The following is a 13,475-nucleotide window of genomic DNA, read 5'->3' on the forward strand; positions in this document are numbered from 1 at the left end:
TGTTTACGCTCATGGAACAAGAAAGGAAACTGGACCGACCATGAAAATCTGCATCTTTAATGCCAAAAAGTACGACCGTGAATTCTTTGACCAGTGTAATGCCGGATACGGTTTTGAACTGGAATACTTTGATATTCATCTGGATGAAAAAACAGCTCACCTGGCCAGGGCGGGTGACGCCGTCTGTGCTTTTGTAAACGATGACCTCAGCCGGCCGGTTCTGGAAGTACTGGCAGAGCATAATATCAGACTTCTGCTCATGCGCTGTGCCGGATTTAACAATGTTGATCTGCAAGCGGCGGACGAACTGGGTATTACTGTAGCAAGAGTTCCTGCTTATTCTCCCGAAGCTACGGCAGAGCATGCGATAGCCCTGATCATGACCCTCAACCGGAGAATTCATAAAGCCTACCAGAGAACCCGGGATGCGAACTTCTCACTGGAAGGTCTGATTGGCTTTAACCTGCATGGGCGGGTCGCCGGTGTGGTCGGCACCGGCAAAATTGGTATGGCGGCAGCCCGTATTCTGAAAGGTTTTGGTTGCAAACTGTTGGGGTACGATCCCTATCCTAACAAGGCATTTGAAGAGCTGGGTGGAGAATATGTTTCACTCCATCATCTGCTGCAACAAAGCAAACTGATTACCCTGCACTGTCCTTTAACGGACGACAACGAGTACATGATCAATGAGGATGCTTTCAATCAGATGCAGCCTGGTGTGGTGCTCGTGAATACCAGTAGAGGAAAACTTCTGGACTCGGTGGCGGCCATGGAGGCACTGAAAAAGGGCATATTGGCCGGATTGGCGCTGGACGTTTATGAGAATGAACAGGATCTGTTCTTTGAAGATCTATCCGATGAAGTGATTCAGGATGATGTGTTTCGGCGATTATCTGCCTGCCACAATGTGATCTTCACCGGGCATCAGGCCTTTCTGACGGAAGAGGCGCTGACCGCTATTGCTGAAACTACATTGATTAACGCCAAAGCTTTTTCTGAAGGTAAAACGTCGGGCAATGAAATCTCTGGTGAAGCACCGGACCTTCACTGATGATCAGGACTGAGGCCTGATCATCAGTGACAAAGCCTTATTGTTTAGCGGCTTTTAAGGCTTCTTTCTCGGCGTCACTGAGGAAGGAAATAGTCAGACCGTTTTCCTGTGCCTGACGAATCTGTTCCTGGGACAGACCTGCTGCAGGTGCAGCCACTTCATACTCGTAAGGCAGCTCAATACCTTCTACCGCAGGATCATCCGTGTTAAGGGTGGCCAGAACACCGTGCTCCAGGAATTTCTTGAGAGGGTGCTTCTCGATGCTTGGGAAAGTGCTGGTCTGGATGTTGGAGGTCAGGCAGGACTCAATACCAATGCGATGCTCAGCCAGGTAATCCATCAGAGCCGGATCTTCAATTGCTCTGACACCGTGACCAATTCGGGTGGCTCCCAGATCACGAATAGCCTGCCATACGCTCTCAGCGCCAACTGCTTCACCGGCATGAACAGTAACATTCAAACCCGCATCACGAACCTGTTTGAAGTGTTCAACAAACAGTTCACCAGGCTTACCAAACTCATCACCTGCCAGATCAATAGCTACCAGCTTGTCCTTGAAGGCCAGGCAAGCATTCAGTTCTTGCTGACAGGCTTCCTGGCCAAAAGTACGGCTCATAATACCTATCAGGTTCGCTTTGACACCAAAGTCACGGCTGCCTGCTTGCACACCTTCTACTACAGCTTCTACTACACCCTGAGGATCAAGGTTGTGAGTCATGGCCATGTAGTAGGGGCTGAAGCGCAGCTCGGTGTAATCGATTTGAGCGTTCAGAGCGTCTTCAACATTCTCATAAGCAATACGACGGCAGGCATCGTAATCCGCCAGAACTTTTACACCCCAGTCCAGCTTGGACAGAAAGCTCACCAGGTCCGGCTCGTTGCTCATAACGCGGACATGGGGAATCAACTCTTCCAGGTTGTTGGCGGGTAATTCCAGGTTATGTTGTTGGCCCAGCTCCAGAATGGTTTGCGGGCGAATGTTGCCGTCCAGGTGACGATGAATGTCGGTGAGGGGAATGGACTTGTCAATCATGTTACTGCTGCTCTCATCAATTGTTAGGTGCCTGTAGCTCCCAGGCTCAGGTCAATTATATTCAGCTGTTCAGATCAAGCTGTTTTTGGGAAATGCATATTACAGGGAATTAGCCATAAGTCTAAGGCGAGAGTAGCAGAGTTCCGCATTTGGAGGACAAATTCAGTCAGTATTGCTGACAGGGCAGTCATTCAGGGCCTGACAGGGGAACAAGCCATAACCGCTATAGTCAAAATTTTTATGAATTTTTCAATTAGTAAAGGGAGTATTACTATGGCCAGTCCTCTAGATTCGACAAAACCTTCGCTTGTTCCTGAGCTTCTGATTAAAGACAAAGGTCAGATGAGTCGGGACGATTTAAAAGACAATTCACCGGTTGCGGCAACCAAGTTTGTCATTCATCGACTAAGAGCACTTAAGCCTATGGTTGGGAGTGAAGTCGCTCTTGGTCTCGGATTTGGTCAACTTACTCCTCCAACATCTGTCAGCGTAAAAGAGCGTTCAGTAGAGTCTACGAGCTATCTTGCCAGTTGGACGAGCTGGGGAGCTACGTCAACTTCAACTGATCCCGCTGTTTCAGATGAAGACCTGGAAACCCTGATCAAGGAAAGAGAAGGATACTATAAGTACGCAGCAAGATTGCATGAACGTGCGCAAAGTCTTTTTCAGGCTGTTGAAACAGCTCATCAAGCCATTACGAATGATCTTCCAGGTCTTGAAGAAGCCTATCAAAAGCAATGCAAACACCATGAAGACACTCAAAAGCTGGCCAATGAAGTGCTGGATGAATATGACAGATTGAAAAAAACCTTGCTGAAAGATATTCAGGAACAAGACAAGGGTCTGTTTGATCATTATCAGAGGGATGCATCCGATGAAAACCTCTTCCTGGCAGTCAAGGAACACTTGGCTAATACAAAGAAAGGTTTGGTTGAAAAAGATCGAGAAATTGATCGCTTGAAGCAAAGACTTGATGAGCAGTCAGGTAGTAGCTCCGAACTGCGTCAGCGAGATGAGAAAATCGCAGAGTTATCACAGCAACTGAAGCACAGTGAAGAACAAATGATCTTGGCTCTGACTGAACAGGACAGAATGGGTCGTGTTGATCAATGGGCAGGAAAACTGGCAACTGACTTAAATGAGGCACGCAGTCGCTTATCACTGTTTGAGAGTGCGCTGAAAAAATCGCGTGAAGAAAAATCACAACAGTCCAGACGCGCTGATGATCTTGATTTCAGATTGAATCAGTTGACAGTCCAGTTGCGGGAGGAAAGAAAATCGGGAGGTAAACTTTCGGAACTGGAACTTCAAAACAGACGTCTGAATAGAGAGTTGCTGAGCGCACAGGCTAACTTCCAGGCTGCAACAGAACACTTGGAGAAGTTTGCAGAGTTAGAACAGAGAAACGAGCAGTTAGAAACCCAGACAAAAAGCCAGATGCGGGATTTGCAGAGAATCAGGGGTGAGAGAGAGCAGGCTAACTCAAAAGTGGCGGCCATTGAGGGGCATCTAAGAAGCCACTCTGCAGAAATGAAGAAAGTCTCTATGGCGAAAAAGGAAGCTGAAGCAGGCTTGAGCCACCTGAAAAGCCAGATTCAACAGTTGGAAGCCAAGCTGAACTCAGAGAGAGAGCGTGCCGGTAAATTGCAGACCGACAAACTGTCTTCTGACAGTGAGGTGCGTCGACTCAGAAGTCAATTTGCCAGTCAGGTCAGTGATGCAAGGATTCAGGCCAGTCAGGCAAATATCCAGCTCCATAAGGAACTGGAAGAGAAAAAAGCGGAGTTTGAGAAAGAAAGAGTCCATTACCATAAGCTGACGGGTCAGCTTGAAGCTCTCACAGCTCAAATGAAGAAAGAGAGAGAGAAAGCCTCCAGATATTTCAACACAAGCCAAAAACTGGAACAGGAAGCCCGGTTACGTGAAGAACGTTTAACCCAGCTGGAATCTCTAAAAACGCAATTGGAAAAACAGTTGAGTCGTACCCAGGCTGAGCTGAAAACCTCCACCGGGCGTACTACAACCCTGGAAGGTCAGCTTCGTCTGCAAAGTACTGAACTTGAAAAACTCAAAGGCAAAGATGCAGAGCTGAAAGTCAGTAAACAACATCTCTCACAGGTTCGGGCTGAACTGAGAGAGACTAAGGATCTCTGGCAGAAAGCGACTATGGCAGAAAAGAGTGCTCAGGAAGAACTGAGGAAGAAAAAGGATGAAGTGAGATCCTGGGTGACTGAATCCAAGCAGTGGAATACTGCAAAGGTCACTCTTGAAGGCCAGGTTGAAGCTCTGGGAGGTAAACTGAACAAACTCCTATCCGAAAAGCAGAAAGCTGAAACTGAAGTATCCCAACAGTCCAAGACCGTTGAGAGCCTGAGAAAAGCTCTGCAGGAGGCCGAAACACGACTGAGGCTGGCTTCAAGTCAGGCTAAAACGGATCAGAGCACTCAACAGAAAGAGGTTGAGACACTGACTCTTCAGGTCGCGGAACTGGATCGCCTTAAGAAGAAAGCCGAAGAAGAGCTACTGGCATCAGAGGCCAAGTTCAAGGAGGACTATAGCAAGTCTGAGCATAGAGTGAGTGAACTGACTGAACAGTTAATCACTTTGAAAGACCAGCTCAGCAGTGTTTCTGAGGCAGAACAAAGAGCGAAGAGTGAAGTGGCTCAGGCAAAGGCGGGCTGTAAAAAGTTTGAAAGTGAATCTGTTCGTCTGGGTCAACAGGCAGAATTACTTACTAAAGAAGTCCGTAGACTCACAGAAGAGCAGAAGCAGCAGAAGAAGACCAAGATGGAGCTTGAGAAAACGCTTGTTGATATGAAAAGTGAGATGGAAATGCTCAGGGCGAAAGCAGGCAAAACCGATGCTTTTGAGCAGGAACTTCTGCAGAGGCGCAAGGAAGTCTCTGATCAGAAAACACAGCTTTCTCAAATGGATAGGGAGCTGAAGGCTCAGCTCGAAGATCTGAGGCAGAAGCTGGATGAGTCAAGCAGGAGGCTTCATGAGGAAGAAGGGGCCAAGTTAGGCATGCAGCTGGATTACAACACAGCAAACAGTCAGCTGGAACAACTTCGCTCAGAGTACGCCACTGCGATGGCGGAAATTGACAGGTTGAAGGACTTGACCGAAAACAGTGGGCTACCTCCGAAGCTTGGCCCAGGTTTTGACTTCCAGGAATCTGGCGTTGAATTTGAAGACGGTGGAGCCTACGTGAGTCTCAGTCAATCTGTGAATCAACCGGTCTCTTTAGCTCAACCTATGTCCACTATTGAAGAGACCAGTTTGACCAGTTATCAGGCTCGTGGTCCTCGAGGAGTCACTCACTTTGAGTACGAAAATCTGATGAGGAAGAAGGACGAGCTGGAGCAGCAGATATCAGATCTCAGTGAAGAACTCAGAATTTCTCGACAGACTGAGAGAGATCAGACATTACGTGCTAAACAGGCCTCTCGGGAAGTTGGGGAGACCAAAATGCAGTTGATGGAAGTTAAAGCCGAAAACCAACAGCTTGCGAGGACTGAAAGTGACCGGACTGAAGAGGCGAAAAAACTGCGTGAAGAGGTCAGAAAACTGACCAGTGATAAAGCACAGCTTAAGATTGATATGCAATCTGAGGTGGATGAAGCTAATGACTTTGCAGAAAAAACGGGTATCCGAAATGGTGAGTTGGAGATGGAATTTAAGCACCTGAAATCCAAGGTGGACGATCTTGAGTTCCGTCTGGAGAGAGATATGCCTACGGTTATGCAGGAGAGCCGTGATCTGGAGCGCCAGAACGCTGAGTTGGAACAGAGGAATAAAAAGCTTGAAGAAACCAACGAAGTCTTTCGTGAAGGGCTTACTGGAATAATTCAGCTGTTCCGAGCTCACTTGCCCGAAGGTGATGAAGACGATAAGTTACTGGATGAAAAGATCCAGGCCATGGCTGCATACTTGTTGCCAAAGCAACAGTAATAGGCGGTCATAGGGAGCAAACGGCATCTGTCAAACAGATGCCGTTTTTTCTAGCCTGAATCAGGCATTAAACCGTTTGAAACGATTAACCAGCCCATTGGTGGAGCTGTCCTGATCAGAAGTGGCTCCACTTTCTTTTAAGCGATCGTATACGCGGTTGCCCAGAACTTTACCCAGTTCCACGCCCCACTGATCAAAAGAGTTGATCTGCCACATTGTTCCCTGAACAAACACCTTCTGTTCATAAAGTGCAACCAGAGCGCCAACCACTTCAGGTGTGATCTTCTCTGGCACAATCATGTTGTTTGGACGGTTGCCAGGAATCACCTTGTGTGGAGCCAGAGTGTCGACGTCGGCACTGTTCATGCCTGCAGCCGTGAGCTCGTCACGGACTTCATCCAGGTTTTTACCCTGCATCATGGCCTGACTCTGGGCCAGCGCATTGGCAAACAGCCAGGGATGCTGTTCTCCCAGTGGATTATGGCTGGTGGCCGGGGCAATGAAGTCTACAGGAATCAGTCGTGTACCTTGATGAAGAAGCTGATGATAAGCGTGCTGATCGTTGGTGCCTGTGCCACCCCAAATAACGGCACCTGTCTGGTAATCGACACGACTGCCATCCTGACGGGTCTGCTTACCATTACTTTCCATATCCATCTGTTGCAGGTGACCAGGGAAATCACGCAGGAAGTAGTCGTAGGAAATCACGGCATGGGATTCTGAACCGAAATAGTTCTGATACCAGACACCCAGCATGCCCAGAATGACGGGCATGTTCTTTTCCAGAGGTGCTTCGGCAAAGTGTTTGTCCATCTCCCAGGCGCCTTTCAGCAGCTTCTGGAAGTTTTCAAAACCTACGACCAGGCTGACCATCAGGCCAATAGTGGACCACAGAGAGTAACGGCCACCCACCCAGTCCCACAGAGGCAGAGTGTTTTCCTGGGCAATACCAAACTCATCAATGGCTTTCAGGTTGGTGGAAATCGCTACAAAGTGTTTGCGAATGTCGGACTCGGCGCAGCCTTTTTGCAGCATCCAGGCACGGGCAGCCTGGGCATTTTGCAGTGTTTCCAAAGTGCCAAAGGATTTGGAGGCGACGATAAACAGGGTAGTTTCCGGATCAATCTTACGGAACACTTCAGTAATTTCGTTAGGGTCAATATTGGCTACGTAGTGATGCTCCAGTCCTTCAACATGATAGGGAGTCAGAGCATTGATCGCCGTCTTCAGACCCAGGTAGGAACCACCAATGCCAATGTTGACGATATGCTTGATGGATTTGCCAGTGAAACCTTTCCACTCGCCTGAGTGCACAGAATCGGTAATGCCCTTCATGCGTTCGTGAGTATCACGAATCTTGGGCATCACATCTTCACCGTCCACCATAACGGGTTCTGTACCAAAATTGCGCAGAGCGGTGTGAAGCACGGCGCGTTTTTCGGTGTAGTTGATTTTCTCACCCTGGAACATGGCCTTGATGGCTGCAGGCAGTTGGGCTTCTTCAGCCATCTTGATCAGGGATGACATAACGTCGTCGTTGATCAGGTTTTTGGAGTAATCCAGAAACAGACCTGCGGCTTCCAGGCTGTAACGCTCAAATCGTTTTGTATCGGCAGTAAACAGATCTCGCAGGTGAGTGCCTGCCATCTGCTGTTGCAAAGTTTCCAGTGATGAAGAAGTGGAAAGATGTTTAAGAGGGGTCATGATGCAATTCAACCTCTGGAGGGTGAGAGGAAACAGACAGAGAGACCAATACGTCTTCTGACTTTTATGTGCGTCAGGGCAGGAGTGAATACTGCAGACTCCGGATAAAAAAGCCTGCAGTATTCGGGCCATCACAGATCGACTGTGATGTTATCAATCAGTCGGGCTTTGCCCAGGTAACCGGCTGCCAGAATCACCAGCTGCTGATCTTCAGGGCCGGCTGGCAGCAGGGTGTGGGTACTGCTGATATTAAAGTAGTCCGGTTTGAATCCGGCCTGGGCCATTTTGGCAAAAGCATCTCGACGCAGCAGGTCGTAGTCACGTTCGCCGGCAAGAATTGCTTCACGGGCAGATTGCAGACAACGATAAAGCGTAGGTGCAATTTCCTCTCGCTCCTCGCGGGTCAGGTAACCGTTACGGGAACTCATGGCCAGGCCGGTTTCTTCGCGGGCAATGGGTGCGCCCACAATTTCAACAGGCATGCACATATCTCTGGCCATCTTGCGAATAATGGCCAGCTGCTGAAAGTCTTTTTCGCCAAAGACAGCGACATCCGCACGAACAATGTTGAACAGTTTGGTGACAACGGTGGCAATGCCTGTGAAGAACCCCGGGCGGCTCTTACCACAATGCATACCATCCAGAACTTCGACACTGACGTGGGTGTGGTTTTCGCTGCCTTCCGGATAAATTTCTGTGGTCTGTGCGGTGTAGAGAAGATCAACACCCTGTTCGATCAGCAGCTGTTGATCCTGTTCCATGGTGCGCGGGTAAGAGTCGTAATCTTCGTTTGGCCCAAACTGTAGCGGGTTGACGTAAATACTGACGACTACGACATCACAGAGCTCCTGGGCTTTTTCAACCAGAGTCAGGTGACCACCGTGCAGGTTACCCATGGTCGGCACAAAGCCAACGGTTTTGCCTTCAGCTTTGCAGGCCGCTACTGCGTCCCGGATTTCAGTGATGGTATGAAGTGTTTTCATAGTGAGTGACTAGATTGTCAGTGATTTTAATAAGCCGGTATTTTTGCATGGCTCATGGCTGTGTACTACGAAAATGAAGCCTTGGGGCTATGTAAACATTTTCAGAGCATGAGCCGGATCTCTTTCCGGCTTTGGGATTCAAAAGTGGATTGAGCATAGTTCTCAGCCAGATTTTTCAACAGTCTGGCTGAGGAGGAACTCAATCGAAGCTGTGTTCCTGACCCGGGAATGTACCGTCTTTCACTTCAGCAACGTATTGAGCTACGGCTTCCTGGGGAGAAGCACTGCCTTTCATGTAGTTTTTGACGAACTTGGGTTTGTGGCCCGGCGTCAGGTGCAGCATGTCATGGATGACCAGCACCTGACCGTCGGTAGCGTCTCCGGCACCAATACCAATAACAGGAATCTCAACCGCTTTGGTGATTTCCCGTGCCAGGTCACTGGGTACACACTCCAGCAGTAACATAGCGGCACCGGCAGCTTGCAGGTCTATGGCGGCCTGGATCATGCTGTTGGCTCTTTCTTCTTCTCGACCCTGAACCTTGTAGCCACCAAAGACATTAACAAACTGTGGCGTGAGTCCCATATGGATGCAAACAGGAATACCCTGTTGCTTAAGACGGGTCACAATGGGAGGCAGCCAGCCTTCCCCTTCCAGTTTTACCACTTCCGCGCCTGCCTGCATGATTCTGGCAGCACTGACCAATGCCTGCTCTTCAGTGGCGTAGGAAGCAAAGGGAAGATCAACCATGATCATGGAATCGTGGGCGGCTGTGGCTACACAACGGGTGTGATAACACATGTCATCAACGGTGACGGGAACGGTACTGCTTTTACCCTGTATGACATTACCCAGGGAATCCCCTACCAGGATGACTTCAACCCCTTGAGTGCTGACCAGGTGAGCGAGTGTCGCGTCGTAAGCCGTCAGACTGGTGAATTTCTCGCCGGACTGTTTCATGTCGGCCAGGGTTTTCAGGGTTACTTTAGCCATCTATCAGGACCTTAAGCCAGTCGCTTTGGGAGTAGGCTTCTTGCGGCGAGCATAAAAGCCATCATCAGGAAAGGGAAGAACCGTTACTGTCTGGTTGTTCCCTGCCTATCTATTGCTGTGGGCATTTGCCAGTGGCGGATTATACGCAATGCTTTGATAGCTGTCAGTTCCTGGATCAGAGCCAGGGATACTTTTCTGCCATGACGTCGAGGCCTGAGGTGCCGACTTCCTGAAGTAACTCTTTTGCTTGTTTCCCGTTGGGAAGGGTCAGATCGGGATCTATATCCAGAAGAGGGCAGAGCACAAAATTTCTTACGTGCATCTGATAGTGAGGGATTGTCAGTCGCTCTGACTCAATCACTTCGTTACCGTACAGGATGATATCCAGATCCAGTGTTCTCGGCCCCCAGCGGACGGTTCTGACCCTGCCATGAGCATTCTCAATGGATTGCATGGCATCGAGTAATGCCAGTGGCTCCAGAGTGGTTTCAATACGAACGGCTGCATTGCAATAATCGGGTTGTCCTTCGGGCCCCACTGGTTCACTGATGTAGAGTTTTGAACAGCCTGAAAGCTCTACTTCCGGTAAAGAGTCAATGTCATCCACGGCTCTCTGCAATTGCAGGCCAGGGTTTTCCAGGTTGCTGCCCAGGGCTATGTAGGCGGTGGTCATACTTCAGATCCAGTGGTTTATGAATTGGCTCAAGGCTATTTCAGGCCGAGCCAACAGCGCCGTAGTTTCTCACATCGAGCTCTATGGTTGGAAGCAGCGAAATGAGCTTTCAGGTCATTGGTGGAGCCATAAAACAGGGCTTGGTGGTTGAGGGAGAAGAATTCGGTCATTAATGGATTGAAGCGTGTGTTCCAGACGATCCGTCAGGTAATCTATCCTGTCGTAATTCTCGAATGCATAACAGTAGAGCCTCATTGTCCGGGTGGGCAGACCATCAATAAAAAACTGAAGCGAAGGATAAAAATAGTCTCTGATAACAAGATTGCTACTGGTTGGCAGCCTGCCGGAAAGCCCTGCTGAAAACGGGTCTCCGATGGTTTGGGGGCGAAAATAGAGTTTTAATGCCTGGAGCGGTTCGACATTCAGGCAGTCATCTGGCCAGATTGCAGGCCAGAACTGATTGTGGAGAAAAGCGGTACCTGAAGCCTGGTGACCAGCAACGATCAGGGCGATGAAGTCACTCCAGAGATCCATCTCACGCAGGCAGTCCTCTTTTGTGGGGGCAGTGGTAGCCTGAAGCCAGGAGCTGATGGTGACTATCAGCATGGTTATCGCATAAAGAATCGTGCTTTTAATAATTGCTGATCGTTTCTGTCCTTTCTGATCCTTCATTTCTGTTTATACACCCAGACAATTGTCAGGCAGTAAACATAGCAAAAACTTTTTGGAAACAGAGGGGCAGTCGGGTCGAAAGATATGGCAGTTGTTTACATTGAAATCACTGCCATATCGTTTGCAGAGTTATTGGGGCTTGTTCATCACCGGAGGGCGTTTGCGTGGTCGGCGTTTACGGCGCTTTTGACCCCCTTTGTTGCCACCTGGGCGGGAACGAAGGTCGCGAATCATGCCGTTTCTGTCGTGCTCGGCAGAGTCCTGAATATCAGTCCACCATTGACCCGCACCGTTCAGGTCTTCACCGGCAGCTTCCCTGAGAACCAGAAAGTCATAAGCCGCACGGAACTTGGGGTGCTCCATCAACGATTCAATGGATTTAGGCTGACGGCGCTCCAGGCGATACTGCATTTCCCAGATATCCCGGACCACCATGGTGAAACGTTTTGGCACTGCAGTATGGGCGCACTGGTTGTCCAGTACCGTCATTGCCGCTTGTTGCAGAGCCGGAGCCGGTGGAACACCTTGTTCTCGCAAGTCTCTGGTCAATCTTTGCAGAGGTGCCCAGAGGAACGCAGCAAACAGGAATGCTGGCGTTACAGGTCTGCCACGGGCAATGCGTGAATCAGTACTCTCCAGAGCCTTGATGATCAGCTCTTCTGCGCATTCATCCTGAGCTTCCAGGCTATGATGAGTCGCCGGAAACAGGTATTGAAGCAGGCTGTACTCACGCATGAGGTGGAATGTTTTCACCCCGTTACCGGATTGCAGTAGCTTCAGGACTTCATCAAACAGCCTGGCTGAAGGGATATCGTTTAACAGGTGAGCCAGATCAAAGATGGGGTCCGCTGTGGCGGGGTCCATTTCAAAATCCAGCTTGGCGACAAAGCGCAGAGCTCGCATCATTCTGACCGGGTCTTCATGATACCTTTTGACCGGGTCACCAATCAGCTTCAGGGTACGGTTTTCAAGATCCCGGACACCGCCACAATAGTCGATAACGGAGTAGTCACGCACATCGTAGTAGAGCGCATTAACGGTGAAATCCCGACGAATAGCGTCGTCTTTCATGGAGCCGTAGACATTATCCCTGAGGATTCGTCCGGAGTCTGAGTGGTGGGATTTATCTTTGCTGTGGCTGTCATCCTGACTTTCAGCATCATGACCGGCTCTGAAGGTGGCTACTTCAATGACTTCCCGGCCAAACAGGATATGGGCAAGTTTGAACCTTCGTCCAATGATGCGGGAGTTGCGGAACAGCCTGCGAACCTGTTCCGGTGTGGCATTGGTGGCCACATCGAAATCTTTGGGATGGTGATCAAGGTATAGATCCCTGATGCAGCCGCCCACCAGGTAGGCTTCAAAGCCGTTGCTGTTCAGCCTGTGCAGGACTTTAAGGGCATTTTCGCTGATTTCCCGGCGAGAGATAGGGTGATTTTCGCGGGGAATGCGAATCTGGTCTTCAGAGCTGATGTCGTCAGTCTCTCGAATGGGGTCGGGTTCTGGAAGCTGCGGCTCAGAGGATGCAGGTTCTTTCTCTGGAGATGGCTTAAGCCAGAAGTAAGCAGCAAGCAATATGGCCAGCACCACTAAAACTGTAATAATGATGCCTGTCATGATGAGTTTTGCATGAAATCTTTGTTGGTTAGTCAGTAATACCGTCGTGGTGGATCAGATGTACTGCTCCAGTCTGGCGTACATCATAGCATTCCCGTGGGGGATGTTGACACCGGTTTATGGTTCAAAGGGCTTAAAGTGACTATTGGGAAGGCTTGGAAAGAAAAGAAAAAAGGGGGAACTGAGTTCCCCCCTTGGCTGACGGACGATTTTTATTTTTATTATTGTCGTCAAAGTTCGTAAGTGGATGATTTTGCTGGCTACCTGTTCCGGATCAACCAGAAGGCATACCGCAAAACAATCAACTTACCTTTGCCCTTGTTTTTATTGTTATGCGGGCGAAGCTTTTTATTTTTATTATTATGCTTAATTCTTATTGTTTGGTCTGTTCTATGGCATAGGTTGTGCCAACTTTTTTAACCTGTTGATTTTATTGATGAAATGATTTTTTTCTCTGCTGGGGCGGGAAAAATGCAAATAGATTTTGTTACCCTCGCAACAAATAGGTATTGATACGTAACGTCTAGCAGCCTGTCGGACTTGAACCCATAAACGCAGTTCAAGTAATTTCAGACTCTGACTATTCCGGAGAGAACTTATAAAACCCTCTCCGGCGCATTACATTTTCAACTTGTCCTTATGATTTTTCTCACTCTTGGCCTCAGATCAGCCCAATAGTGCCACAGATAAGTCGCCAACAAGACCAGTTCCAACCACTGCTCTTCATTCACTTGTTTCAGGCTGAACATCCGCCTCAAGTTATACGCAAGACAAACCAGCGACCACTCTTTTGTCAC

General features: G+C 49.0%; 9 protein-coding genes. 2 read left to right on the forward strand and 7 right to left on the reverse strand.

Annotated features, from left to right (window positions below; all coding sequences use genetic code 11):
• The first annotated feature begins 40 nt into the window (after nt 1–40).
• Entirely contained in the window at nt 41–1,051 is a 1,011-nt protein-coding gene (locus WG89_RS10540; RefSeq protein ID WP_062265356.1) for a 2-hydroxyacid dehydrogenase, read from the forward strand.
• Nucleotides 1,052–1,088: 37 nt separating this feature from the next.
• On the opposite strand, the gene add is transcribed toward WG89_RS10540, so the two are convergent.
• Nucleotides 1,089–2,084: an adenosine deaminase gene (add, locus tag WG89_RS10545; protein WP_062265359.1), complete on the reverse strand. Its 996-nt coding sequence runs from the start codon at nt 2,082–2,084 to the stop codon at nt 1,089–1,091.
• 273 nt (nt 2,085–2,357) lie between these two features.
• On the opposite strand from add, the gene WG89_RS10550 reads away from it, so the two are divergent.
• The gene (locus WG89_RS10550; RefSeq protein ID WP_062265362.1) at nt 2,358–6,035 is read left to right on the forward strand and encodes a hypothetical protein; all 3,678 of its coding nucleotides are present in this window, start codon (nt 2,358–2,360) and stop codon (nt 6,033–6,035) included.
• 60 nt (nt 6,036–6,095) lie between these two features.
• Here the strand turns inward: WG89_RS10550 and pgi are convergent, their stop codons facing one another.
• The 6 genes from pgi to pcnB form a co-directional block, all read right to left on the reverse strand.
• The gene (pgi, locus tag WG89_RS10555; protein ID WP_172806779.1) at nt 6,096–7,739 is read right to left on the reverse strand and encodes a glucose-6-phosphate isomerase; all 1,644 of its coding nucleotides are present in this window, start codon (nt 7,737–7,739) and stop codon (nt 6,096–6,098) included.
• A gap of 131 nt (nt 7,740–7,870) precedes the next feature.
• A complete protein-coding gene (gene panC / locus WG89_RS10560; protein ID WP_062265365.1) occupies nt 7,871–8,722 on the reverse strand; it encodes a pantoate--beta-alanine ligase in 852 nt (283 codons plus the stop codon).
• Nucleotides 8,723–8,921: 199 nt separating this feature from the next.
• Nucleotides 8,922–9,716, reverse strand: coding sequence for a 3-methyl-2-oxobutanoate hydroxymethyltransferase (gene panB / locus WG89_RS10565; protein ID WP_062265368.1), 795 nt, complete (start codon nt 9,714–9,716; stop codon nt 8,922–8,924).
• 175 nt (nt 9,717–9,891) lie between these two features.
• Entirely contained in the window at nt 9,892–10,389 is a 498-nt protein-coding gene (gene folK / locus WG89_RS10570) for a 2-amino-4-hydroxy-6-hydroxymethyldihydropteridine diphosphokinase (protein ID WP_062265371.1), read from the reverse strand.
• A gap of 114 nt (nt 10,390–10,503) precedes the next feature.
• Nucleotides 10,504–11,061 (reverse strand): hypothetical protein, encoded by a 558-nt coding sequence (locus WG89_RS10575; protein ID WP_062265374.1) that lies wholly within the window; start codon nt 11,059–11,061, stop codon nt 10,504–10,506.
• A gap of 129 nt (nt 11,062–11,190) precedes the next feature.
• A complete protein-coding gene (gene pcnB / locus WG89_RS10580) occupies nt 11,191–12,678 on the reverse strand; it encodes a polynucleotide adenylyltransferase PcnB (RefSeq protein ID WP_079253776.1) in 1,488 nt (495 codons plus the stop codon).
• Nucleotides 12,679–13,475: the final 797 nt, after the last annotated feature.

It is taken from the genome of Endozoicomonas arenosclerae (assembly GCF_001562015.1).
GTDB lineage: Bacteria > Pseudomonadota > Gammaproteobacteria > Pseudomonadales > Endozoicomonadaceae > Endozoicomonas_A > Endozoicomonas_A arenosclerae.